Origin of the sequence: Pseudophaeobacter arcticus DSM 23566, assembly GCF_000473205.1 — a bacterium.
GTDB lineage: Bacteria > Pseudomonadota > Alphaproteobacteria > Rhodobacterales > Rhodobacteraceae > Pseudophaeobacter > Pseudophaeobacter arcticus.
On sequence record NZ_KI421507.1, the window covers coordinates 2,979,524 to 3,003,219 of the forward strand.

20 protein-coding genes are annotated in these 23,696 nt (G+C 60.1%); 6 read left to right on the forward strand and 14 right to left on the reverse strand.

Translation table 11 applies throughout. The annotated features are described in order from the left end of the window. Window positions 1-41 precede the first annotated feature (41 nt). From ARCT_RS0118635 to ARCT_RS0118670, 8 genes are all read right to left on the reverse strand, one after another. Window positions 42-1,418, reverse strand: a complete 1,377-nt coding sequence (locus ARCT_RS0118635) for a sigma-54-dependent transcriptional regulator (RefSeq protein ID WP_240476341.1) — start codon at window positions 1,416-1,418, stop codon at window positions 42-44. Between the two features lie 65 nt (window positions 1,419-1,483). Beyond that, window positions 1,484-2,716: a formate dehydrogenase subunit gamma gene (locus tag ARCT_RS0118640; protein WP_027241427.1), complete on the reverse strand. Its 1,233-nt coding sequence runs from the start codon at window positions 2,714-2,716 to the stop codon at window positions 1,484-1,486. Window positions 2,717-2,815: 99 nt separating this feature from the next. Beyond that, a complete protein-coding gene (fdh3B, locus tag ARCT_RS0118645; RefSeq protein WP_027241428.1) occupies window positions 2,816-3,409 on the reverse strand; it encodes a formate dehydrogenase FDH3 subunit beta in 594 nt (197 codons plus the stop codon). Between the two features lie 12 nt (window positions 3,410-3,421). Beyond that, on the reverse strand, window positions 3,422-6,316 hold the full coding sequence (locus tag ARCT_RS0118650; protein ID WP_027241429.1) for a formate dehydrogenase subunit alpha: 2,895 nt from the start codon (window positions 6,314-6,316) through the stop codon (window positions 3,422-3,424). Between the two features lie 131 nt (window positions 6,317-6,447). Then, window positions 6,448-6,639, reverse strand: a complete 192-nt coding sequence (locus ARCT_RS0118655; protein ID WP_027241430.1) for a twin-arginine translocation signal domain-containing protein — start codon at window positions 6,637-6,639, stop codon at window positions 6,448-6,450. An 85-nt stretch (window positions 6,640-6,724) separates the two neighbouring features. Further along, window positions 6,725-7,357 (reverse strand): TorD/DmsD family molecular chaperone, encoded by a 633-nt coding sequence (locus ARCT_RS0118660; RefSeq protein ID WP_379575271.1) that lies wholly within the window; start codon window positions 7,355-7,357, stop codon window positions 6,725-6,727. Between the two features lie 32 nt (window positions 7,358-7,389). Continuing rightward, complete coding sequence (locus ARCT_RS0118665) at window positions 7,390-8,094, reverse strand: DUF3306 domain-containing protein (protein ID WP_027241432.1); 705 nt, start codon at window positions 8,092-8,094, stop codon at window positions 7,390-7,392. Further along, window positions 8,091-8,630 carry a DUF3305 domain-containing protein gene (locus tag ARCT_RS0118670; protein ID WP_027241433.1) on the reverse strand — a complete coding sequence of 180 codons (540 nt, stop codon included), beginning with the start codon at window positions 8,628-8,630 and terminating at the stop codon, window positions 8,091-8,093. Before ARCT_RS0118670 ends, ARCT_RS0118665 begins: the two co-directional genes overlap by 4 nt. Window positions 8,631-9,078: 448 nt before the next feature. Between ARCT_RS0118670 and ARCT_RS0118680 the strand changes: the two genes are divergently transcribed. The 4 genes from ARCT_RS0118680 (at window position 9,079) to ARCT_RS0118695 (ending at window position 13,529) form a co-directional block, all read left to right on the forward strand. Then, complete coding sequence (locus ARCT_RS0118680; protein WP_027241435.1) at window positions 9,079-11,061, forward strand: 4Fe-4S binding protein; 1,983 nt, start codon at window positions 9,079-9,081, stop codon at window positions 11,059-11,061. A 220-nt stretch (window positions 11,062-11,281) separates the two neighbouring features. Next, on the forward strand, window positions 11,282-12,349 hold the full coding sequence (locus ARCT_RS0118685; protein WP_027241436.1) for an Mrp/NBP35 family ATP-binding protein: 1,068 nt from the start codon (window positions 11,282-11,284) through the stop codon (window positions 12,347-12,349). Then, window positions 12,346-13,047, forward strand: a complete 702-nt coding sequence (locus ARCT_RS0118690) for a biotin/lipoate--protein ligase family protein (protein WP_027241437.1) — start codon at window positions 12,346-12,348, stop codon at window positions 13,045-13,047. The genes ARCT_RS0118685 and ARCT_RS0118690 overlap by 4 nt, the downstream gene beginning before the upstream one ends. A 2-nt stretch (window positions 13,048-13,049) precedes the next feature. Continuing rightward, window positions 13,050-13,529: a DUF6505 family protein gene (locus ARCT_RS0118695; RefSeq protein WP_027241438.1), complete on the forward strand. Its 480-nt coding sequence runs from the start codon at window positions 13,050-13,052 to the stop codon at window positions 13,527-13,529. Window positions 13,530-13,908: 379 nt separating this feature from the next. On the opposite strand, the gene ARCT_RS0118700 is transcribed toward ARCT_RS0118695, so the two are convergent. The 5 genes from ARCT_RS0118700 to phnC all read right to left on the reverse strand — a co-directional run bounded on the left by ARCT_RS0118700 (window position 13,909) and on the right by phnC (window position 18,752). Then, the gene (locus tag ARCT_RS0118700; RefSeq protein ID WP_027241439.1) at window positions 13,909-14,523 is read right to left on the reverse strand and encodes an LbetaH domain-containing protein; all 615 of its coding nucleotides are present in this window, start codon (window positions 14,521-14,523) and stop codon (window positions 13,909-13,911) included. 79 nt (window positions 14,524-14,602) lie between these two features. After that, window positions 14,603-15,982 (reverse strand): phosphonate ABC transporter, permease protein PhnE, encoded by a 1,380-nt coding sequence (phnE, locus tag ARCT_RS0118705; protein WP_027241440.1) that lies wholly within the window; start codon window positions 15,980-15,982, stop codon window positions 14,603-14,605. Further along, on the reverse strand, window positions 15,979-16,848 hold the full coding sequence (gene phnE / locus ARCT_RS0118710) for a phosphonate ABC transporter, permease protein PhnE (protein WP_027241441.1): 870 nt from the start codon (window positions 16,846-16,848) through the stop codon (window positions 15,979-15,981). The genes phnE (ARCT_RS0118705) and phnE (ARCT_RS0118710) overlap by 4 nt, the downstream gene beginning before the upstream one ends. Window positions 16,849-16,965: 117 nt before the next feature. Next, on the reverse strand, window positions 16,966-17,868 hold the full coding sequence (gene phnD, locus ARCT_RS0118715; RefSeq protein ID WP_027241442.1) for a phosphonate ABC transporter substrate-binding protein: 903 nt from the start codon (window positions 17,866-17,868) through the stop codon (window positions 16,966-16,968). 71 nt (window positions 17,869-17,939) lie between these two features. Next, the gene (gene phnC, locus ARCT_RS0118720; protein ID WP_027241443.1) at window positions 17,940-18,752 is read right to left on the reverse strand and encodes a phosphonate ABC transporter ATP-binding protein; all 813 of its coding nucleotides are present in this window, start codon (window positions 18,750-18,752) and stop codon (window positions 17,940-17,942) included. A 182-nt stretch (window positions 18,753-18,934) separates the two neighbouring features. On the opposite strand from phnC, the gene rpe reads away from it, so the two are divergent. Further along, window positions 18,935-19,624 (forward strand): ribulose-phosphate 3-epimerase, encoded by a 690-nt coding sequence (gene rpe, locus ARCT_RS0118725; RefSeq protein ID WP_027241444.1) that lies wholly within the window; start codon window positions 18,935-18,937, stop codon window positions 19,622-19,624. Window positions 19,625-20,092: 468 nt separating this feature from the next. Continuing rightward, window positions 20,093-21,934, forward strand: coding sequence for a methyl-accepting chemotaxis protein (locus ARCT_RS26515; RefSeq protein WP_051360881.1), 1,842 nt, complete (start codon window positions 20,093-20,095; stop codon window positions 21,932-21,934). Between the two features lie 230 nt (window positions 21,935-22,164). On the opposite strand, the gene ARCT_RS0118740 is transcribed toward ARCT_RS26515, so the two are convergent. Further along, on the reverse strand, window positions 22,165-23,658 hold the full coding sequence (locus ARCT_RS0118740; protein WP_027241446.1) for a class I adenylate-forming enzyme family protein: 1,494 nt from the start codon (window positions 23,656-23,658) through the stop codon (window positions 22,165-22,167). Between the last annotated feature and the right edge of the window lie 38 nt (window positions 23,659-23,696).

The window sequence follows — 23,696 nt, forward strand, 5'->3', positions numbered from 1 at the left end:
AGCGCTACCTTTTGCACAAATTCCCGTGAACGCAAGGACGATCAGACCTCCCAGCTGGAGCACTTCCGATCAACGGTCTTGCGCGACACCCCCAAACGCCGCGCCGCCTCTGCCCGGTTGCCATCGCAGGCATCCAGGACGTGCATAATATGGCGCTGGGTCACCAGATCCAGGGATTCAACTGCGGCCATGCCAGTCATGCCGCCCTTGCCGGCAAACTCCTCGGGGAACTCCCCCAGGATCACCGAGCGCTCGATAAGATTGCGCAGCTCCCGCACGTTCCCCGGCCAGTCATAACGTGAAAATTTTAGCAGCGTGTCCTCATTCAACTCCAAGGCCGCCATGCCCAGGCTGCTGGCAAATTGCTCCATGAACAAGGCGGCCAGCTCAACAATGTCCTCGACCCGATCCTTCAGCGGCGGCATCTTGATCTCAACCACATTGATCCTATGATACAGATCAGCGCGGAACCGGCCATCAGCCACGGCCTGTTGCAGATCCGCATTGGTGGCAAAAAGGAAGCGCAGGTTGAGCGGGATATCCCTCTCTGCTCCAACCGGGCGGACCCGCTGATCCTCCAGCACCCGCAGCAGCGCCGCCTGCACCTGATCCGGCATCTGCGCCACTTCATCCAGAAACAACGTGCCACCATCCGCATGCAGGAACAGGCCATCCCTACGCCGGTTCTGATCATCAATCTGCCCGAACAGCTCATGAGCGATACGATCCGGCGCAATCGCCGCGCAGTTCACCGCCACAAAGGGTTTTTCCGCACGTTCCGACAGCGAATGTAAGGTTCGCGCCGCGATCTCCTTGCCGGTGCCACTGGCGCCGGTAAATAAAACCGGTGTTGGCAGCGGCGCCAGCCGGTGCAACATCTCGCGCGCCTGACTGACGGCTGTGGACTTGCCCAACAACCGCCCCCGCGCCGTATTGCCTTCGGCAGAGAGCTCATGTTTGAGCAGATAGTTTTCCCGCCGCAGATATTTCCGGTCCAGCGCCCGCGCCACCGAGTTGAGAATCTGATTGGCCCGAAAGGGTTTGAGCACAAAATCCGCCACCCCTGCCCGCAGGGCCTGGATCGCGGTTTCCAGATCGGCATAGGCGGTGACCAGGATGGTATCGGCAAACAACCCCACCCGGCGCTGTTCCTGCAGCCAGTCCAAGCCGGTTTTTCCCGGCATCACATTGTCCAGAATGATCAGGTCAAAATGCGCCTGATCCAGAATCGCCGAAGCCGCCGCAGCTGAGCCCGCCTGCTCCACCCGTTTGCAGCGCGGCGCCAGGATTTTGGTGAGGAAGTTGCGCATGCCCGGTTCGTCATCAATCACCAGGATCGAGGCCCCGGCGAGGCTTTCGCCATATTCATCGCTTGCACTGTCAGCCGGACGCATTGCCGTCACCATCCCATCTCTCATCCCGAAGCCTTCCCAAGCCTGACGCCTTTGCCTGCAAAAATCAAACCTATGGCTTTGCAGCCAGCCTATTCGGCTGGCGAAACAGGGCTATTTTTAGTGGCCTGCGCTTGCTTGTCCTGGACCTCTGCCAACCAGATCGAGTGGTGCTGTTTGGCCCAGGCCTCGTCCACCTCACCCGAGCCCATGGCGTCATAGGCGCCTTCCATGCCAACCGAACCGATGTAGATATGAGCGATGATGATCGCCATCAGCACAAAGGCCAGAATAGCATGCCATGCCTGCGCCAGTTGCATCTCTTCCTGTGGCGCCAGATCAACCGGCAACAGGCCCAATCCCAATAGCTCTGGCAGGCCGGTGGCGTTCAAAAGACCAAATGTCTTGGCAAAGAGCGGCAGCTCATAGGGGAACAGCAAAGACACCCCCGACAGCGAGATCGAGGTGCCAAACAGGATCACGGACCAAAAGATCATCTTTTGTCCGGCGTTGAATTTCTTGGCTGGCGGGTGTGCTGATCCGACGATGCCACCAAACTGGCGCAACCAGACCAGATCCGTACGATTGGGGATATTGTGTATCGCCCACATCACAAAGATCATCACCAACCCGACAATAAAGCCCCAGGCCACCATATTGTGCAGCCATTTGCCCAGATCCAGCAGAGCTGCATTTGGCACTTTCCCCAAATAAGGCGCGATGACCAGCCGTCCAAACAGCGACAACAGCCCGGTGATCCCCAGCACGATAAAGGATCCGGCCAGCAGCCAATGTCCAAAGCGTTCGACGCGTTTGAACCGCGTAACGGTGCGGCCCGTTTTTTCGCCATCAATCCGGATTCTGCCCCGCAACACAAAGAACACCACAAGCGCGCCGATGGTTCCCAGCAACAGCCAGCCACCGTATTGGCGCAAGGGACCCGCGCGGAACGCAAGCCAGCGAATGCCGCCGTCCTGTACCAGCACCTTGGCGACCTCACCACCGCTGGAGACCTTCACCTCGGCGGTCCCATAGCGCAGCTGTCGCCAGAGCTCAGGATCCGAAACCCCGCCCAGGGTGCCCAGCTGCTCGCTTATCGCCGCCGCGGCCTCGGGGGTGCCGGTATTGTCTTTGCGAAAACTGTCATCCAGTGCCAGCCCACGTTGCCGCGCCAGGATATCATCCAGGGTCTGCGCGCCACCGGTCGCACTGCGGTCCACGGCCCCCGCCGCTTGTGTCGTGATTACCTGCGCCACCGCCACACCGGAAACCAGGAAGAAGCACAGCGAAAGTTGCACGAAAAATAGAAATGCCAGGCGCAGCATGGGCCACACTCCTTTGCAGGTCACAGATTTGAAAACAAGGGATAGCAGACGGCCCACATCACGCAGGCCGCCCCCATATCACCTGAACGTCAAAGGCGTTTAACCGCCCTTTTGTTCATAGGCTGTGCCCCAGCCCCAGGCACCGGAGCCAAAGCCACGTGCCACGATACGTTCCCGGTAGATCGCCGAAACAGTATCGCCGTCACCGGCCAGCAGAGCCTTGGTTGAACACATCTCGGCGCAGATGGGCAGCTTGCCTTCGGCGATCCGGTTGCGGCCATATTTGGAGAACTCCGCATTGGAATTGTTCTCCTCGGGGCCACCGGCACAGAAGGTGCATTTGTCCATCTTGCCGCGGCTGCCAAAGCTGCCCGCCTGTGGATATTGCGGCGCGCCAAAGGGGCAGGCGTAGAAGCAATAGCCGCAGCCGATGCACAGATCTTTGGAATGCAGCACCACACCGTCATCGGTCTGATAGAAACAATCCACCGGGCAAACGGCCATACAGGGCGCATCGGAACAATGCATACAGGCCACCGAAATCGAGCGTTCACCGGGTTTACCATCATTGATGGTGACAACGCGGCGGCGATTGATCCCCCAGGGGACTTCGTGCTCGTTTTTACAGGCGGTTACGCAGGCATTGCATTCAATGCAGCGTTCGGCGTCGCAGAGGAACTTTGCTCTTGCCATGTTTCTCTCTCCTTATGCTGCAGTGATTTTGCAAAGAGTACACTTGGTCTCTTGCATTTGCGTGACGCTGTCATAGCCGTAGGTGAAGGCCACGTTGGCGCTTTCACCCAGGACGTAGGGGTCTGATCCTTCGGGGTATTTGTCCCGCAGATCCTTGCCCTGGAAATGACCACCAAAGTGGAAGGGCATAAAGGCAACGCCCGCCCCCACCCGTTCGGTGACCATGGCCATGACCTTAACCCTGCCGCCCTCGGGGCCTTCGACCCAGCACTGTTCGCCGTCGCGTACGCCCAGATTATTGGCGTCGCGCGTGTTGATTTCGACAAACATGTCCTGCTGCAATTCTGCCAGCCAGGGGTTCGAGCGCGTCTCTTCACCGCCGCCCTCATATTCCACCAGTCGCCCGGAGGTGAGAATGATCGGATAATCCTTGGAGACATCATTTTTCTGGATCGAAGCATACAAGGTCGGCAGACGATATGAATGACGGTCCTCGTATGTTGGGTAGTCTTTGACCAGATCACGACGGTTGGTATACAGCGGTTCGCGGTGGATTGGCACCGGATCCGGGAAGGTCCAGACCACGGCCCGCGCCTTGGCATTGCCGAAGGGCGCGCATTCGTGCTTGATCGCCACCCGCTGGATACCGCCGGAAAGATCGGTTTTCCAGTTGGTCTTGGGACCGGCCACAGCCTCGATCGAGGCGCGCTCTTCGTCCGTCAGGTCGCCATCCCAGCCCAGATCCATCAGCATCTGCATGGTGAATTCGGGGTATCCGTCCTGGATTTCCGAATTCTTGCTGTAGACGCCTTCGGCCAGCAGATTGTCGCCGTCGCGCTCCACGCCAAAACGGGCGCGGAAGGTAAGACCGCCTTCAGAGACCGGCTTGGACATATCATAAAGATTGGGGGTGCCCGGGTGGTTCATCTCGGGCGTGCCCCAGCAGGGCCACGGCAGACCATAATAGTCGCCATCCGCAGGGCCACCAACAGCCTGCAGCGTGGTGCGGTCAAAGGTATGCTGGTTGGCCATATGCAGTTTCAGCCGCTCTGGACTTTGCCCTGTATAGCCAATGGTCCAAAGCCCCTTGTTGAACTCCCGTGTGATGCTTTCCACAACCGGGGTTTCGGCGTCTTCCATTTCGATATTACGGAACAGACGATCTGCCCAGCCAAACTTATTGGCGAACTTGGCCATGATGACCTCATCCGGCAGGCTCTCAAACAGGGGGTCAACCACGCGGTCACGCCACTGGAGGGACCGGTTCGAGGCGGTCACGGAGCCGCGCGTCTCAAACTGGGTACAGGCCGGCAGCAGATAGACGCCATCGGTACGATCCTGCAAAACAGCCGAAACCGTTGGATAGGGGTCGATCACGACCAGCATATCCAGCTGCTCCATCGCCGTTTTCATTTCCGTCATCCGGGTCTGTGAGTTGGGCGCATGCCCCCACAGGACCATGGCCCGCACATTGTTGGGCTGATCAATGTTTTCCTTGTCTTCCAGGACACCATCAATCCAACGACTGACAGGGATACCCGACAAGTTCTGCAGGCTCTTGTCCTTGCCGTCGGCGCCTTTCAGCATATCAAACTGATTGGCCAGCCATTCGGGGTCCTCTTCCCAGACCCGCGCCCAATGGGCCCAGGCGCCTTTGGACAGGCCATAATAGCCGGGCAGCGTATGCGACAGCACGCCCAGATCGGTGGCACCCTGAACATTGTCGTGGCCACGGAAGATATTGGTGCCGCCACCGGAAGCACCCATGTTGCCCAGCGCCAGCTGCAAGATGCAATAGGCGCGGGTATTGTTGTTCCCCGTGGTGTGCTGGGTCCCCCCCATGCACCAGATCACGGTGCCGGGACGGTTGTTGGCCAGGGTGCGGGCAACGCGCTGCAGCTGCTCGCCCGGCGCGCCAGTGACGCGCTCGACTTCCTCTGGTGTCCAGTTCTTCACCTCGTCGCGGATCTGCTCCATGCCCCAGACACGGGTGCGGATGAACTCTTTGTCTTCCCAGCCGTTTTCAAAGATATGCCACAGAATACCCCAGACCAGCGCCACATCGGTGCCGGGACGGAAGCGGACATATTCATCCGCATGGGCCGCCGTACGGGTAAAGCGCGGATCGCAAACGATCACTGGCGCGTTGTTCTGCTCCTTGGCCTTCAGCAGGTGCAGCAGCGAGACAGGGTGCGCCTCGGCCGGATTGCCACCGATGATGAAGATCGATTTGGAGTTATGGATGTCATTGTAGCTGTTGGTCATGGCGCCGTAGCCCCATGTATTGGCAACACCCGCCACAGTCGTCGAGTGACAGATCCGCGCCTGGTGGTCGACGTTATTGGTGCCCCAATAGGCGGCAAATTTGCGGAACAGATAAGCCTGTTCGTTATTGTGCTTGGCCGAGCCAAGCCAATAGACACTGTCGGGGCCGCTTTCTTCGCGGATATCCATCATGCCGCCGCCGATCTCGTCGATGGCCTGATCCCAAGAGATGCGCTTCCACTCACCGCCCTCTTTTTTCATCGGATATTTCAGACGGCGTTCCCCATGGGCGTGTTCACGCACCGATGCGCCTTTGGCGCAATGCGCCCCAAGGTTAAAGGGGCTATCCCAACCGGGCTCCTGCCCGACCCAGACACCGCTTTGCACTTCGGCAACAACCGTGCAGCCAACCGAACAATGGGTACAAATGGATTTGATGGTCTCGACAGCGCCTGCGGCTGCTGTAGCCGCGCTGGCTTGCGTGACCGTACCGCCGGTGGCGCTGATCGCTGCCAGGCCGCCAATGGCCAGGCCAGAGCCGCGCAGAAACGAACGTCGGTCAACGGAATGCTCCGCGACAGTGTTGAGGATCGAGCTCCGCTGGGGGCGTCTCGCAACCCCGTTGGTCTTTTTCCTAAGCATATAAACCTCCCTTGCTAGCCCCTCCACAATGGAAAGAGCGCGCTTGGTTCAAGGAAACCACGTGGCGGTCGGGCGTCTCGCAACCAGTTGCCGTGTGGTCGATGATTTCTCGTGTTTGCGACCGGTGCTGGTTAGAACCGGGTGCTGTCGTAATAGGCGCGGGTATGCGCAGTATCCTGCATCTTTTCGGATGCCAGATCAGGCGCTGCGGCTGCAGCCTCTGACCCGCTGGTGGCAACCGCCACTGCAGCCAGCGGCGCAGTTGTCGCCGCCATTTTCAGAAAGTCGCGGCGGCTGCTGGCCCCCTCATCTTTCTTGCTCATGTGAACTCCTCCTCCTGGCACGCGGGCCAGGTACCTGTTTCACGGGGTTACAGCGCAGAGCCAAAGCCCAGCGCCCTTTTGCGGATTACTCCGCGCTCATCCGAAAGGCCTCGGCTTCGATCTCCATGAACTGCCGCCCGACAGCGCCAAGCGCAGCATAGAGAACCGAAGACTTGGCGCCTTCGAGATCTGAAAAGAAATGTCCGGCCCAGGGGCCGATATGTTTGCCAAAGAACTGTTTTTGCCGGGTCAGATCTGCCGCCGCACCAAAGCGCCCGGCAATCATCGCGCCCATCATCTCCATCAAGGAGGCAATATTGTCTTCCGGTTCATAGGCATTGGGGGCGCGGGTCAGCCCGCCTGCGGCCATGTCCTGGCGCAGCTGCGCCAGTGGTTTTTCATTCAGGAACCCCGTCAGATAATAGCTCGCGTAGGGCAGCAGCTCACCCCGGCCCAGACCGATGAACAGCTTGTTGAATTCGCGCTCAGCCGAAGCAGGTTTGCTGTGGCGCGCCAGTTTGGCCAGGGCATTGATGGCCTCACCCAAGGGGCTGTCATCGCCAGCCAACCCTGCAGTCTGCCCCAGCAGCATTTCATCAGGCGGGCTGGCCAGCATCACGCCAAGGTAGTTGTAGAGATCCGCACGCATCTGATCCTCTGCCCGGATGGCAACTGGCGGCACAGGCGTTGCTGGCATGGTCTCTAGGTCTGTCATCATTTTGGGCTCCTTGCGGGTGTTCTCGCTGATGCTCATGCCTGGGCCTCTGCAAAAGAGAAGCGCATGCGCCGGGGGGCTGCAGGGATCGGTGGCTCACCAAGTTGAGCAGTATCTTCATCCAGATCGGCCTGAGCCTCTAGCAGATTGGCCTGAGCCTCTGCCAGATCGGCCTGGGCCTCTGCCAGATCATCTGCCCGCTGATCACCCTGACCCGGGGTGGAACGCGCAACTGATGGCGCTTCACAGGGGGACACGGTCTCTTGCGTCGGGGAGGCCTGCGGGTCAGGCCGGGACTGGGGCTGGGGCTGGGCTTCTGCGGCGGTCCGCTCTGCCTCAGCCTCCTGCGCCAGCGCTTGGACGTGTTTGGTCATGCCTTTGCCAACCTGATAGGCGGTTTGCATCCCCTCGATCACACAGGCCGCATCGGTAAAGTCCTCACCATAATCAACCAGCCCATCGACGCAGGCCAGCACCGGATTGGCGCGCCACAGATGCCGCAGGGCGCGGGTCTTGATCCGAGCCGGAATCTGATCGGTCAGGAAGATTTTGAAATCATCCCCGTCTTTGAGGCTCTCGGGCGCAGGCAGATCCAGTGATGCAAGGATTTCGTCGTCACTTTGTTCGGCAAGCTCAGCCTCGCGTGCCGCGGACTGTGCCGCGACCACCGCCCGCTGCTCGGCCTCGGACTCTGCTGCAACTGCCGCCTGTCGACGGGACCAGAAATCACCCCTGCTCATTGCAAACGCCCCCGTTTGGACAAGGACGGCGAGCGGTAAACATCCGTTAGCTGGGCAATGCGCGGATCCCCAACGCCATCTTCGCTGGCGCCGATATCCGTTTTGTCCCGGCGGCGTTTCTTGAATTCTTCCTCCTGGAAATGCGCCAGTGTGAATTCACGCACCCAGGCCACCAGCCCCGACGGCATCGCCACCTTCTCCACCAGGTCTTCACCACTGTCGGCATAGTCCTGCGCCTCAAACGGCGAGGCGGTGATCAGTGCGACCTCCAGTGGGAAAGCGCCCTCGCTGGTCTCGCGCAGGATCACGTAAAGGCTGGGAGGATTGGTGGTCAGCGCCTGCATATAGGCCTCTGCTTCGGCGCGGTGCAGCTCCAGCGGCAGGGTCGCGGCATGGTATTCGCTGACACCGCCCTCGCTGCGCAACAGCTGCCAATCAGCCGCAGGCGCGGCAGGCAACACCCCCGTGACCGTCCAATTCCATTTGGCCCAGCGGGTCACCCCCGGTGAGCGCCGTAGAACCACACCAACCGGCATCACGTCAGTTTTTTGTGCGCTTTGACTCACTCTTTGGCTCACCCCGTCACAACACCCGTTGTCAATTTCACTATGCCAATTTTCACTGTCACAGCCGCAGCCTAGTCGCAAAACGCCGGGCCATCCTTCGTTGACACTAGATTGCGCCGACAGGGTGACGCCACGAAAGCCTGTAATTGAGGCAGATGGAGAAAACTGCCGCATCGGGACAAATTGGGGCGCTGCAGTTTCACCGCCACAGCCCTGCGGTCGAAATGTCTATTTTGACAAAAAAGATCAGGAACCCCGTTTGGCGGCAAATGACGAATCACCGGATCACCGGCCCTGCCTCTGCAGCCACTTCGGGGATTGAAAGCCGGTTTACCTCGACAAAGAATCAGAGCTAGTCTGGCCTCCCAGCAAGCGGTCGATCCAACAGGATTTTACCGGAATTTTCGCGAGGCAGAGAATGACCAAACAATTGATTTTATGTGATTGTTCAGGGACCCAGCCCCTCAACCCCGAAGCCCTCTCCAAGGCAACCGGCCTGGGGTGCAGCGCGGTTCATTCTGCCCTCTGCACCACCCAGGCCGAGACCGCCGCAGCTGCCATTTCGGCTGGGGATTCGGTGATCTGCTGCACCCAGGAAAAAAGATTCTTTGCCGACCTGGCAGCGGAACTGGAGCAGCCAGAGCCGCCTCTGCTCGACCTGCGGGACCGGGCAGGTTGGACCGCTGATACCGGTAATCTGATACCCAAAATGTCCGCCCTCATCGCCGAGGCCTCGTTGGATATTGCCCCTGGCAAATCCCTGGACGTGACCAGCGAGGGGCTCTGCCTGATCCTTGGGGCGCCAGACCTCGCCCTGGCGGCAGCGGAACGCCTGCAGGATGTCCTGGGCGTAACGGTCCTGTTCGACGCGGATACAGCAGATGCAAAGGCCCCTGCGGCAGAGCCGGTGAACCTGCTGTCGGGGCGCGGATTTGACGTGATCCGGGGGCGGTTGCGACGGGCCAAAGGCGCTTTGGGGCAGTTCCAGCTGAGCTTTGATGCGCTGCAACAGCTCGACGCAACGGGACGTCAGTGGAGCTGGACGCCAGCACGGGACGGCGCTCTGTCGGACTGCGATCTCATTCTGGATCTGCGCGGCGGCACGCCCCTTTTCCCTGCCCCGGAAAAGCGCGAAGGCTATCTGCGCGCCGACCCCAAGAACCCCCAAGCGGTTGCCGATGTTATACTGACGGCCTCACAGTTGGTGGGAACCTTCGAAAAGCCGCTTTACCTGCGCCACGAACCGCTGCTCTGCGCCCATTCCCGCGCCTCTCAATCCGGCTGCAGCAAATGCCTGGACCATTGCCCGACATCAGCGATCAGCTCTGCCGGGGATCAGGTCAGCATTGATCCGATGATCTGCGCCGGCTGCGGTGCCTGCGCCGCGCTCTGCCCCTCTGGGGCGATCACCTATGACGCCCCGGCCACGGATGCCCAGTTCCGCCGCATCCAGACCCTGGCCAAGGCCTACCTTGATGCCGGAGGCCACGGCCCGCGCTTGCTGGTGGTCTGTGCCCGGGGCAGCGAAATGATCAGCCTCGCCGCACGTTTTGGCCGCGGCTTGCCTGCCGATGTGGTGCCGCTGGAGGTCACTGCGCTCAATGCCTTTGGCCATGCGGAAATTCTCGCCGCGCTGGCGGCCGGCTTTGCAGATGTCTCCATCCTGCTGAACCCGGGCATTGACCGCGAGGTACAGCAAACCGAGCTGGACCTGGCGCTGGCGATTGGCGGTGCGGGCAAGGCGCGGCTGCTGGATATTGCAGACCCAGACATGCTGAGCGATGCGCTTTATGACGCCCAGACTCCGCCCCCGCTGGCAGTGCCGGTCCGTCCGATGGGATCGCGCCGCCAGATCACCCGCCAGGCCGCCATGGCGCTGCAGCCAGAGGCGCAACACCTGCCCCTGCCCGCGCAGGCCCCTTATGGCGCCGTGCTGGTTGACCAGGACAGCTGCACGCTGTGTTTGTCCTGTGTGTCTCTCTGCCCCTCGGGGGCCCTGGGCGACAATCCCGATCTGCCGCAGCTCAGGTTCCAGGAAGAGGCCTGCCTGCAATGTGGCATCTGTGCCAGCGCCTGCCCCGAGGATGCGATCTCTTTTGAGCCGCGCCTCAACCTTGACCCGGCGGCTCTGTCGCAGGTGGTGCTGCACGAAGAAGAGCCCTTTGCCTGCGTCGAGTGTGGCGCTCTGTTTGGGGTGAAATCCACCATCGAGAAGATCACCGAGAAACTGGCCGGTAAACACGCGATGTTCGCCCGCCCCGAAATGGCCCGAATGATTCAGATGTGCGACAATTGCCGGGTTCAGGCCCAGTTTCACCAAAAGGACAGCCCATTAGCCGGAGCGGAGCGCCCGAAGGTGCGCACAACAGAGGACTACCTGAGCAAACGCCGGGACCATTGAGATCACAGGCCTGCCCGTGCATCCCTTTGCCAGCTCTTTGCGAGCCTGAAGAGGCTGTGCCTATTTCGCCCATCAGCGCAGTTGGCAGATGCAACAAAGCTGCAAGTCAGATAGATAAAACAAATAAAAGAGGCCCGCGCTGGCAAAGCCAGCTTGGCCTCCCCAAAGCCAGACAGCCAGAGCCCCACTGCCGGGCCACCATCAAAGGAGCAAGTCCCGCGTGTCCATTACCCGAGAATCCGTCCTCGCGGCGCTAAAGAACATTTCCGACCCTGTCAGCGGTCAGGACATTGTCGCCGCAGGCATCACACGTGGCCTATCCGTCGAGGACGGAAGTGTCTTGTTTGTGCTGGAAATCGATCCCGCCAAGGCGGATCTCTACGGCCCGATCCGGGATCAGGCAGAGGCCCTTGTCAAAGATCTCGATGGCGTAAAAAAGGTCTCGGTGATGCTGACCGGGCATGCCGCCAAAGCACCGCCCCCGGATTTGAAGCCGTCAAAACCAGCCGCACCGCAGGGGCCACAGAAAATCCCGGGTGTGGATCGCATTATCGCGGTGGCCTCGGGCAAAGGCGGCGTGGGAAAATCCACCGTCTCTGCCAATCTCGCCTGCGCGCTGGCTGCTCAGGGCCGCCGCGTCGGGTTGCTGGACGCTGATGTCTATGGCCCCTCGCAACCCCGGATGCTGGGCGTCTCTGGCCGCCCCGCCAGCCCCGACGGCAAAACAATCCTGCCGCTGCGCAATCACGGCGTCACCATGATGTCCATTGGCCTGATGACCAATGACGATCAGGCGGTGGTCTGGCGCGGACCGATGCTGATGGGGGCCCTGCAACAGATGCTGATGCAGGTGCAATGGGGCGCTTTGGATGTGCTGATCGTTGATCTGCCGCCTGGCACTGGCGATGTACAGATGACCTTGGCGCAAAAGGCCCAGGTGGATGGCGCTGTGATCGTCTCCACCCCGCAGGACGTGGCGCTGATTGATGCCCGCAAAGGTATTGATATGTTCAACAAGCTGAACGTGCCGATCCTGGGCATGATCGAAAACATGTCGACCCATATCTGCTCCAACTGCGGCCACGAGGAACATGTCTTTGGTCACGGCGGTGTGGCCGCTGAAGCCGCCAAGCTCAACGTGCCACTGCTGGCAGAAATCCCGCTGCACCTGGATGTGCGCCTGGCGGCAGACAGCGGCGCGCCCATCGTGGCGGCCAAACCCGACAGCCCCCAGGCAAAGGCCTTCTTTGACGTTGCAGCCGCTCTGGTCGAGCGGGGGGCCGCATGAGCCAGCTCTCCTTTCCGCCTCTGATGTCCGGCCTGGCTGTGACCGGGCAGGAAGACCCCTTCGAGACCGCCTGTCAGCGGGCCATCCTGGGCTGCGATGCGGGATTGGTGACCTACAACCTGGGCGCGGATCTGCTGCGGGCCGCACTGGTCTTTGCGCCAGAGGTTTCTCTGCACAAGTCCATGGCCATGCTGCCCACATGTGGGGTCGGGTTGCAAAATGCACTGGGGGCTCTGGCCCCGCCCGAGGTCGCGGTGCACCTGGAATGGGGCGGTGGTCTGCGCATCAACGGCGGCCGCTGTGGCAGGCTGCGTATCGCCGCCAGCACCAATGACCCGGACGCCATACCAGACTGGCTGGTGGTGGGGCTGGAACTGCCGCTGTGGCCCGCCAGCGGTGACCCCGGAGAGACCCCCGATCAAACCGCGCTCTACGCCGAGGGCTGCGCTGATGTGCAGGCCCCGGCTCTGCTTGAGAGCTGGGCGCGCCATGCCCTGCATTGGATCGCCCGCTGGGAGGAAGACGGACCGGAACCTCTGCATGCTGAATGGCGTGGTCTGGCCCATGGGATCGGCGAAGAGGCGCACTGGCACGGCACCTCTGGAACCTTCCTGGGCGTCGACGAAGACTTTGGCATGCTGCTGCGTGATGCCGACACAACCCGGCTTATCCCTCTGACCACACAACTGGAGACTTGATGATGTATCTCGCCCGCGCCATCCATTTTGACGAGAGCGATCAGAATGTCTTTGCCAATCCGGCCCGCACCGGGGAATGGTGCATTTCCGGCGGCTTTGAATTCTCCAACTGGGTAGAGGATGACCTCACCGGCAAACAGCGCCAGGCCTTTGCCAATGGCTGGCTTGGGCTCGAAACCTCAGGCCGGGTGACCTTTGTTGCCGTCACCCAGATTGAACAGGCGGAACTGGTGCAGCTGAGCGCGCTCTTGGCCCAGCATTTTGTGACCTTCTATGGCGCCCCGGACCTTGCCACCGCCCGTCCCGTAGCCATTGAGGAACTGAAACAAATGCAGGATCTATGCGCTGAGAACCCGCCCAACACGCTGCTCACCGTAGCAAGAGAGCTGAGTGACGCCGGGGTGAAAGAGAGCTATCGCAGCATCGAACCGCAATCGGCAGGGCTGGAACAGTTCGCCATCCATGCCACGCCGGAAGACTGACCTTCCCCGGCAAGGGAGCTCTCCCGCCCGTCGAGAGATCCTAGCAGGATCTTCTCCCGTTGGGCCCAGCGCCGCTGACGCGGCGCAGGGCTCTTTTTTCAGAAGAGACAGGTCAAGGGCCGCAGCGCGGCCCTGCCGATAGGCAGGGTTTACCCTTGAGGTGTCTCTGATCCAATAAAATGGCTCGGGTCCTTACGGGGCAAACCTGCCCCTTAAGGACCTCTCAGCAGATCATTTGCGCCGCGCAGCGGCGCCGGGCCCAAGGCCGCCAAGGTGCAGCTGGCAAAGCCAGGTGCACCTGCGGGGGCGGGAGCTCCCCCCTTGCCCCGCAATGGGGCTGGAGCTAGCCCCCGGCCCACACCTCAGGCAGCCTCACACCTCAGGCATATTTCTCCAGGAATGCCTCGGCGGTGAGGCTGCGGAAATCCGGCAGGCAGGCGCGCAGGCGGGCGTGGTCCCAGTCCCACCAGGCCAGCTCCATCATGTGCTCAGCCACCAGAGCCGTATAGCGACGCCGGATCAGGCGCGCCGTGTTGCCACCAACAATCGTATAAGGTGCCACATCCTTGGTCACCACCGTGCCCGAAGCAACAACCGCCCCATGGCCAATGGTCACCTCGGGCTTGATCAGGGCCCCATGGCCAATCCAGGTGTCATGCCCGATATGCGCCCGTCGGCTAGCCCGATGCGCAAACCAATCCGCATCATCCGCGACATCATCCCAATACAAGGCCGAACGATAATGGAAGTGGTGCAGCGAAGCCTTCTCCATCGGGTGATCCGTGGCCCCTATGCGGGTGGCGCTGGCGATATTGGAGAACTTCCCCACCTGCGCGTTGGCAATATCGCAGTTGCGGTCACAATAGGAGTAATCGCCAAAATCGCTATTGGCCACGCGACTGCCTGCACCAATCTCAACATAGGCGCCAAAACGACTGTCGCTGATCTGGCACTCAGGATGAAAAAATGGCGTCTCTGGGGAGAGTTTTGGCATGGGGGGTATTTTCCAGTATCTGCCCCAGCCACGCAGGTGGAATGGCCAGGGGGTGTTATGTCATCGTGGGGACGCAGGCCTAGGGCAGCAGGAAGGCCTTGCCATCAGCCCGCGCCTTGCGCTTGCTTTTGCCGCCTTCGCCCTTGATCAGGCGACGACGCAACCAGCCTGACAGCCAATCCATCATCATCACCATCAGGATGATCAAGACGATATAATAGGCCACTTCTTCCCAGTCCTTCTGGGTGATGATCGCCTGGGTCAGCAGCAGGCCGATACCACCCCCGGTGATTGCACCAATGATGGTGGCCGAGCGGGTATTGGATTCCAGGAAATACAACAGCTGGCTCAGCAGCACCGGCGTGATCTGCGGGATCACCCCAAAACGGTAACGCTGTGCCGGTTTTGCCCCGGTTGAGGCAACGCCTTCGATCTGTTTCTCGTCCACATTTTCCAGGGCTTCCGAGAAAATCTTGCCGAAGGTTCCGGTATCGGTCACCAGAATGGCCAACGCACCTGTCAAAGGACCGGGGCCAAAGGCGCGCGCCAGGACCACGGTCCAGATCAGCGAGTCCACACCGCGCAAAAAGTCAAAGAACCGGCGCGCAACAAATCTGAGCGGCCCAAAGGGCGAGAAATTGCGGGCCGCCACAAAGGCCAGCGGCAGGGCAAAGACAGCCGCACCAATGGTGCCCAGGAAAGCCATCAACAGCGTCTCGGCGATGGCCCAGGCAACATCCCTGTGGCGCCACATCTTGTTGTTCCAGAAGTCGTGAAAAATTGCCCCGGCTTCGCCTGTTGCAGCACGTGTCAGCACCTCGCCCATGCTCAGCCCATGATAGGGACTGTCGAGGGTGAAAAAGAACAGCTCCCACCCGTTGAAATACCGGAAGACTTCAGCGCGATTGCGGGTGACGGTCAGACGACCGGCCTCGGTTTTGATCGCCAGACGGTTCTTGGACACGCTGATCCAGTCTGGCACATCGCCCACAGGCAATTCAGCCTGAACGCCCTTGGCGCGGGTTGGCGTAGCCCGGACAAGCCCATAGCCCGGAATATCATACTCAATGCTTTCAGGTCCAAACCGCACCTCATGACCATTTTCGAGGTCAATCACAGTCTCGGCCTCTGCCGTCCCTCCCAGCGTAACCCAGGCCGGGCTTTCCCCTTCGGGGTAGGCGCCTTTGCGCTCGCCCTCAATGGCGACCGAGACCGAGCCGTCGCGATTGTCCCGCGTCACGTGGGTTTTGTAGCTATAGGTGTCACTCACCAGGGTCTGGGCGTTCTGCCAGCTGACCCGCTGCCACAGACCTGCCATGTCAAAGGCCACAAAGACATAGGCCATATAGGCCAGGATCAGGGCTGGCAGGGCAAAATTCACCAGTTTCTTTTTCAGAAACAGGCGGTCCATGTCCTGTTTCAATGTCGCGGGGGTCAGGTCGGCCTCAATAATGGTCATGCCTTGGCTCCATTGATCAAACGGTCACGCATGCCGCTCGAGATCTGATCGACCACGACGATGGTCACAAACAACAACAGGAAAATAGCGGCGGCCTCGTCGTAGCGACCCTGGCCCCAGGACATGGCATTTTTCAGCTCGTAGCCGATACCGCCAGCGCCAACAAAGCCCAGAATGGCCGAGGCACGAATGTTGATTTCAAACCGCAACAGCGCATAGCTCACATAGTTTGGCCCCACTTGTGGGATAACCCCCAGCCACATGCGCTGTCCCCAGCTGCTACCAACGGATTCAAGCCCCTCGACAGGTTTCAGCGAGGCGTTTTCATTCACCTCAGAAAACAGCTTGCCCAGCGCGCCTGCCGTATGGATTGCAATGGCAATCATCGCGGGTACCGGCCCGCCACCAAGCAGAAAGATCAGGACCAGCGCAATGACAATTTCAGGAATGGCGCGGCAGATATCCATGATGCGACGAAACAACGGGATCAGCCGCGGCCAGGGCGCCATGCCACGGGTCGACAACAGCGACAACAGGGTGCCAAAGACCAGCCCCACAAGGGTAGAGGCGGCAGCGATGTTGAGCGTCTCAATCAGTGCGGGAAAGAAGTTGGCCAGATGGCCGGGAAGCTCAGCAACCTTCTCGCTGGCTTCGGCCAAAACTTCGTTCGGGTAGTCAAAGACATGGGTGATGCCGTCATAGAACGAGCCAGCATTGCGGTCGTCAGCGGTGCGGAAACCTGCCATCATCAATGCGACAAACACCACCAAAATTATGCCACCATAGAGACGCTTGCGCCGGGTCATCTCGCCATATTGGGCGCGAATATCCGCCGTCGTAAGGGGCGCTGCGGTCAGATCTGCCATCATTGCCGTCCTGAATTGAGAGAGGGTGATCCTGGGCCGGTTTTCGGCGGGTAATCACTGGAAAACGGGGTCCGGGCAATGCCGCCCGGACCCCGAAGAAAGAACCGCTCAGAGGTCTCAGTTAGACTTCAACTGGCGGGCTTCGATGATCGCCTGATAGGCGTCGTGCGTAATTGGCATAACACCTTTGGCCTCACCCGAGAGCACACCATAGGCGCATTCAGGGTCCATCGAAGGCAGCGAAGCCATCAGGGCGGTGAACTTGACTTTGACGTCTTCTGGCAGGTCTTTGCGCAGAACGATGGGACCTTCCGGGATCGGCTTGGACTGCCAGATCTGCACCAGATCATTCATGTCGACCAAGCCGGCATCCACAGCGCGACGCAGGGCGCCAGAGTTGTAGCCATCTTCCCAGTTGCCCAGACCGTCAGCCCAGGTCACACCGCCGTCAAAGTCGCCATTGTTGACGCCAACGATGGTCTGTTCGTGACCGCCGGAGAATTTGACTTCGCCAAAGTAATCACCCGAGGTCATGGTGGAGCCGGTGATTGCAGGGATCTCGATCGAAGGGATCAGGAAGCCGGAGGTCGAGTTAGGATCGCCAAAGCCAAAGACTTTGCCCTGCATGTCTTCCAGCGAGGTGATGCCGCTGTCGGCGCGGGCAAAGCCAACCGAGTAGTAGCCATAGCCGCCATCCTCGTTGACTTTAACCAGGATTGGCTCAACCGCTTCTGGGTCGGACAGGTAGGTTTTGGCATAACCAGAGGCGCCCAGCCAGGCCATGTCGAGTGTACCGCCCAGCAGGCCCTGGATAACGCCGTTATAATCGGCAGGGGCAAACAGCTTGGTTTCAACGCCCAGCAGCTCTTCGGTTTTGGCGCGCAGGCATTCGTTGTTGTTCAAACGGTCCTGAGCGTTCTCGCCGCCCAAGAGGCCAATGCGGAACTGAGTGATTTCTTCGGCCATGACGGGTGTGGTCAGGGCAGTCGAGGCCAAGGCGGCCAGCAGCAGTTTTTTCATCTTTGTTCTCCGGTTAAGTTTTCCCGTCCCCCCATCGGGTGCGGGTGATGAAAGTGGGGTGTTCGGGCGGATCAGGCCTGGGCCAGCTCAGCCCGAATGGTCTGTTCCAGGGTTTCGATCTCGGTCGAGGTCGCCGATTCCGAGAAGCTGGCATCCGCACCGTAGATCTCGCGGGCAACGCCGGTGGTCAGCTGTTCCGGCAGCCCGTCAAAAACGATGCGCCCATCGCGCATGCCGACAACCCGGTCGCAGTAACGCCGGGCCGTATCCAGCGTGTGCAGATTGGCAATCACGGTGCGCCCGTCTTCTTCATGGATGCGACGCAACGCTTCCATCACGGTCTGCGCGTTCATCGGATCCAACGAGGCAATCGGCTCATCCGCCAGAATGATCTTGGGGTCCTGCATCAGCGCGCGGGCAATGGCGACACGCTGCTGTTGACCACCCGACAGGGCCTCGGCCCGTTTGGCGGCGTGTTCGGCAATGCCGAGACGGTCCAGAATGTCGATCGCCCGGTGGATGTCCTCCATCGGGAACAGATTGAACATGGTGGCAAAGGTAGAGCGACGGTTCAGCGTGCCGTGCAGCACGTTGGAGACCACATCCATACGGGGTACCAGATTGAACTGCTGAAAGATCATCGCGCAGTCCGACTGCCAGGCGCGTTTGTCACGTCCCCGCAGACCGGTGATCTCACGGTCTTCAAACAGGATACGGCCTTCGCTGGCGTCTGTCAGGCGGTTGATCATCCGCAGCAGCGTCGACTTGCCAGCACCTGAGCGACCAATCACCCCGATCATGCAGGGTTTGTCGATGTCCAAAGTTGCGGTATCCACCGCGATCTTGTCACCAAAGCGTTTCGTCAGTTTATCGATGCGCAGCACAGTCGGTCCCTCTCGTTTCCGGCACTGACTAAGGCGAGCAATCAAACGATTTGTGTCATCCGAATGAAGCTTTTGTAAAGCTGACCGGATTTCAGACAGATTCTGCCCCTGTGCAGAGCGCGGCCAAGAGAGTATATGGCGGCAGAACACTCCTCTTTGTCCTTCCAAAAGGAAACTGCCCGATGTCCTTTGACCGCAAGATCAAGATTGCCCCCTCCATCCTTTCCGCTGATTTCGCCAATTTTGGCCAGGAAATTCAGGCCATCGAGGCCCAGGGCGCGGACTGGGTGCATGTGGATGTGATGGATGGCCATTTTGTGCCCAACCTCACCTTTGGCCCGATGGCGGTCAAAGCCTTCCGTCCGCATGTAAAAACCGTGATGGATGTGCATCTGATGATCTCTCCGGTGGATGCCTATATCGACGCCTATGCCGATGCTGGCGCCGATGTGCTCACCGCCCATATCGAGGCTGGTCCGCATATCCACCGCACCCTGCAGGCGATCCGTGCCGCAGGCATGAAGGCAGGTGTGGCGTTGAACCCCGGCACCCCAGCCGAAGCGGTTGCCCATCTGCTGGATCTCACCGATTTGATCTGTGTAATGACGGTAAACCCCGGTTTTGGCGGGCAAAAGTTCATCGACATGACAACCAAGATCCGCCAGTTGCGTCAGATGATCGGCGACCGCCCGGTACATATCGAGATCGACGGCGGGGTAGACCCCAAGACCGCGCCATTGGTTGTTGAGGCCGGCGCTGATGTTCTGGTGGCGGGCTCTGCAGTGTTCAAGGGTGGCTCTGTGTCCAACCCAGAAGTCTATGGCGAAAACATCCGCCTCATTCGTGCCGCCGCCGAAGGCCATTGGGTCTGAGCCCAACCAAACGAGGCAGGAGCACATCTTACGCAGCCGCGCCGGCGCCCCCCTGCGCTGGTTTTCACGCTATCAGAGCGGTCCTTTTGGGCCGCTCTTTTCTTTTGGGGCAAAACCGGATGGCAAACTGCTGGCGGGCACACCAGTTTGACACCTCCTGGATCGGATCAAGCTTTCGACGTCAGCCCCGGCCTGTCCCCCAGCCCGATGACCGTGGCGACAAACAAAGTTCAATTTTCGGGAAAATTAACCGAATCAAGTCACCTTGAGCCAGTCGTGTACCGTTTGGCAGTGTTTTGCCGTCTGGCTTGCAACCAGCTGAATGCAGGTTGTTTCGCTGGCAGCACCCTAGAGCATAGAAGGTTCGTTTAGGTGAATAAAGGCTCTCTCTTGTTCAAGTTAGCTGTGCCAATCCCGCTTTGCCTGTGCCTCGGCCTCCTGCTGGCAGGGCTGTTGCTCCCCTCCGCCATGCGCAACAATGCCATTTCAGCTGCAACTGAAGGGGCTATCGAAACCGCAAGTCAGATCAAGACAATTCGCAGCTACTACACCAAATACATCGTTGCGGACGCCCAGGCCTCCGGCGTTCTCTCTCTTGGGGTTGAACACAAAAACGATCCAAACACCCTGCCACTGCCCGCCACGCTGGTGCATGACGTCAGTAGCCTTCTTTCCGGGGAACAGATCAGCTTCTCACTCTACAGTCCCTTTCCGTTTGAAAACCGCGCCAACCGCCCCATGGATAGCTTCATGGAGCAGGCCTGGGACGCCCTGTCAAACGACCCGGAACGCAGTTTTGAACAGACCGAAGTGATCGGTGGCAGCACTTTCCTGCGGGTCGCGGTTGCAGATCAGATGAGCTCAGAAGTCTGTGTCGCCTGCCACAACACAGTGGCAGGTTCGCCCAAAACCGATTGGAAATTGGGAGATCTGCGCGGCGTGATCGAAGTCCGCCGCAATCTTGATCCGATTCTGGCCAATGCCCAGGCCTTGTCGCGCAACATCTTCATAGCTTTGGCGGTGATGGGAGCCATTCTGCTCGCGGTCTGCATTTTGGTTGCCCGCTCGGTAACCCGCCCAATTGGTCGCGTTTGCAGCGATATCGCTGCAGTCTCTGCAGGCAATCTGGACACCGAGGTCTCCTCAGCGAGCCGCAAGGATGAAATTGGAAAGATCGGCCAAGCGCTTGTGGCCTTGCAAACAGATCTGCAACAGGCCCGCGTCGGCGAAGAACGCCGCGCCGCCTTGCAACAGGAACAACACGACGTGGTACAGCATCTCAGCTCCGGGCTGATGCGGCTGTCACGCGGTGATTTCTCCCAGCCGATTACTATCGAATTCTCCGGCGCCCATGAAAAACTCCGCCAGAACTTCAACCAGACCATTGATACTCTCTCGGGCACGGTTGCCCAGGTGATCGAAGCCTCGGAATCAATCGGCAATGGCGCCACCGAAATCAGCCAGGCCTCGGATGATCTGTCGCACCGCACCGAAAGCCAGGCAGCAACCCTGGAGCAGACCGCTGCGGCGCTGGACCAGATGACCGCCTCGGTCAAGGCCGCTGCCGATGGGGCCCGCAGTGTCGAGGCAACCATGGATGAGGCCAAGAATGAGGCCAAAAGCAGCCGCCAAGTGGTCGCCAATGCCGTTGCCGCCATGACCGAGATTTCGGAATCCTCCAGCCATATCGGCCAGATCATCACAGTGATTGACGACATCGCCTTTCAGACCAATCTATTGGCGCTGAATGCCGGGGTCGAAGCCGCCCGCGCTGGCGAAGCTGGACGTGGCTTTGCGGTGGTTGCCGCCGAGGTCCGCGGGCTTGCGCAGCGCTCGTCCGAGGCTGCAATGGAAATCAAAGCGCTGATTGGTGCCAGCGCCGAACAGGTTGGCCGCGGTGTTGATCTGGTTGGCAAAGCCGGCCAGGCGCTCAATTCCATTTTCGGCCGGGTAAACGAGATCTCGGAGCTGGTTTCCGGTATTACCGAAGGCGCGGTTGAGCAATCCACCGGCCTCGCCGAGATCAACATTGGGGTCACCCAGCTTGATCAAGTAACCCAGCAAAACGCCGCCATGGTTGAACAATCCACAGCTGCCGGTCATCTGCTCAAGGCAGACGCACTCAAACTCACCGAAGTGGTCGCAGGATTTCAGACCCTGAACGCCCCCCGAGCCGCAAGACCACCAATCGCCAAGGCTGCCTCAGAACCGAGCATTGCGCATGACTATCTGGACTGGGGCGAAGAGCTGGTTCAGCAACAGGTCAATGCGCCCGGAGACGGCAGCGACGGCAAATGGCAAGACTTCTAAGGTCAGGACCTATTCCTCCTGCAAGACCAAAGGCGAGGGCAATGTCCCTCGCATATCCTTTTACAGGACCCGTTTTACATCGCCCAAGCCGTCTACCCAAGCCCTGCGCCCACCCCTGTGCCCAAGCCGTGTAGCTGCGCCCCGGCACCTGTTCACTTTGCGCGCAGTCTGGCCTGGAAATCCGGCATGGCAATCTGGCCCAGGCAATCTGGCCCAGGAGCAAGAAGACATCACCGCAGCTGCTGCGCAAAATGCTCCAACAGCTTATGTTTCAGAATTTTCCCGGTAGGGGCTGCTGGCAGGGCCTCGGTCAAAACGATCTGCGCCGGGCATTTGTATCCGGCCAACTGCCCCCGCACGAACTGCATCAGATCGGCCGGGTCAGGCCGGTCTCCTTCGCAGACCTGCACAAAGGCGAGAACCTCTTCATCGCCCTTGCTGCGCCGCCCGACCACGGCGGATTGCACCACTTGCGGATGGGCATTCAACGCGGCTTCGACCTCTGGTGGGAAAACATTGAACCCGCCATGGATGATCAACTCTTTTGAGCGCCCCTCGATATGCAAGAGCCCCTGCGCATCCAGCCGCCCCAGATCGCCACTGCGCAGCCAGCCGTCCTGATCCAGCACCTGCGCGGTCTCCTCCGGGTTGCGATAGTAGCCCAGCATCACATTGTCGCCGCGTATCTGCACCTCGCCAATGCCATCGCCACCCCCCGCCACGCTTTCATCAATGCGCAGTTCCACACCGGGCAGCGGTGGCCCAACCGATATATCCGGATTTCCCAGACTGCTGTTTTTGGTGGCGCAGACGCCAGCCGTGGCTTCGGTCATGCCGTAGCCGTTTTGCAGCGCCACACCATAAAAGGCCTCGGCGCGGCGCTTCCAGTCCGGGTCAAGCGGCGCGGCCCCGGAGGAGACGTATTGCAACACCGGGCTATCAAGCTGGTCCAGCCCCTGTTCCTTGGCAAATTGCATCACCAGAGCATGCATCTGCGGCACCGCCGACAGCCGGGTCACCCCACGGCGCAGCGCCTTATACAGCTTTTCAGCCGAGAACCGCGCTTCCAGCCAGACCTCAGCCCCGGCATAAATCGAGGCTGTCATCACCGATGCCAGACCAAACACATGGGTCATTGGCAGAACCCCATAGATCACATCGCCCGGCACCATATTGCGCAGCTCGGCAGAGGCCTTACCGCCAAAGAGCAGGTTTTTGTGGGTCAGCATCACCCCCTTTGGGGCTCCGGTTGTGCCCGTTGTATAAAGCAACACAGCAACGCCCGAAGGCGCATCGGCGGAACTGGGATAGGGGCAGGCCATGTGCATGGCACCAAAAGAGCCGGTGATTTCCGTCGCATCCAGCCGCGCCGCATGGCTCTGCGCACTGCCTTCGATCTGGCTGGAGATCAACACCGCCACAGGGCGGGCATGATCGAGAATACGATCCACTTCGCCGCTGCTCATCCGGGCATTGACCGGCACCGCCACGGCGCCACATTGCGAGCTCGCCATTAGCGCGGCCACCACCGCGCAGCAGTTTTCGGCCAGCACCATCACCCGGTCGCCGGGTCTTACCCCCGCCTGCCTGATCACCTGTGACAGCTCTGCCGCAGCCGCAGCCAGCGCGCCATAGCTCCAGCTAACGCCGAGACTATCGGAAAACCCTGCCGCCTCGGGGCGCGCGTCTGCCTGCGCTGCCAATAGATCATGCCAGTACTTCATCACTGCGGCTCCCCACCTGTTTCCGTATGTTTGTCTGC

Excerpts from the sequence above, each read along its gene's own strand:
- ARCT_RS0118635 (WP_240476341.1), bottom strand. The coding sequence starts at position 1,418 with ATGAGAGATGGGATGGTGACGGCAATGCGTCCGGCTGACAGTGCAAGC.
- ARCT_RS0118640 (WP_027241427.1), bottom strand. The coding sequence starts at position 2,716 with ATGCTGCGCCTGGCATTTCTATTTTTCGTGCAACTTTCGCTGTGCTTC.
- fdh3B (WP_027241428.1), bottom strand. The coding sequence starts at position 3,409 with ATGGCAAGAGCAAAGTTCCTCTGCGACGCCGAACGCTGCATTGAATGC.
- ARCT_RS0118650 (WP_027241429.1), bottom strand. The coding sequence starts at position 6,316 with ATGCTTAGGAAAAAGACCAACGGGGTTGCGAGACGCCCCCAGCGGAGC.
- ARCT_RS0118655 (WP_027241430.1), bottom strand. The coding sequence starts at position 6,639 with ATGAGCAAGAAAGATGAGGGGGCCAGCAGCCGCCGCGACTTTCTGAAA.
- ARCT_RS0118660 (WP_379575271.1), bottom strand. The coding sequence starts at position 7,357 with ATGATGACAGACCTAGAGACCATGCCAGCAACGCCTGTGCCGCCAGTT.
- ARCT_RS0118665 (WP_027241432.1), bottom strand. The coding sequence starts at position 8,094 with ATGAGCAGGGGTGATTTCTGGTCCCGTCGACAGGCGGCAGTTGCAGCA.
- ARCT_RS0118670 (WP_027241433.1), bottom strand. The coding sequence starts at position 8,630 with ATGCCGGTTGGTGTGGTTCTACGGCGCTCACCGGGGGTGACCCGCTGG.
- ARCT_RS0118680 (WP_027241435.1), top strand. The coding sequence starts at position 9,079 with ATGACCAAACAATTGATTTTATGTGATTGTTCAGGGACCCAGCCCCTC.
- ARCT_RS0118690 (WP_027241437.1), top strand. The coding sequence starts at position 12,346 with ATGAGCCAGCTCTCCTTTCCGCCTCTGATGTCCGGCCTGGCTGTGACC.
- ARCT_RS0118695 (WP_027241438.1), top strand. The coding sequence starts at position 13,050 with ATGTATCTCGCCCGCGCCATCCATTTTGACGAGAGCGATCAGAATGTC.
- ARCT_RS0118700 (WP_027241439.1), bottom strand. The coding sequence starts at position 14,523 with ATGCCAAAACTCTCCCCAGAGACGCCATTTTTTCATCCTGAGTGCCAG.
- phnE (WP_027241440.1), bottom strand. The coding sequence starts at position 15,982 with ATGACCATTATTGAGGCCGACCTGACCCCCGCGACATTGAAACAGGAC.
- phnE (WP_027241441.1), bottom strand. The coding sequence starts at position 16,848 with ATGGCAGATCTGACCGCAGCGCCCCTTACGACGGCGGATATTCGCGCC.
- phnD (WP_027241442.1), bottom strand. The coding sequence starts at position 17,868 with ATGAAAAAACTGCTGCTGGCCGCCTTGGCCTCGACTGCCCTGACCACA.
- rpe (WP_027241444.1), top strand. The coding sequence starts at position 18,935 with ATGTCCTTTGACCGCAAGATCAAGATTGCCCCCTCCATCCTTTCCGCT.
- ARCT_RS26515 (WP_051360881.1), top strand. The coding sequence starts at position 20,093 with ATGCGCAACAATGCCATTTCAGCTGCAACTGAAGGGGCTATCGAAACC.
- ARCT_RS0118740 (WP_027241446.1), bottom strand. The coding sequence starts at position 23,658 with ATGAAGTACTGGCATGATCTATTGGCAGCGCAGGCAGACGCGCGCCCC.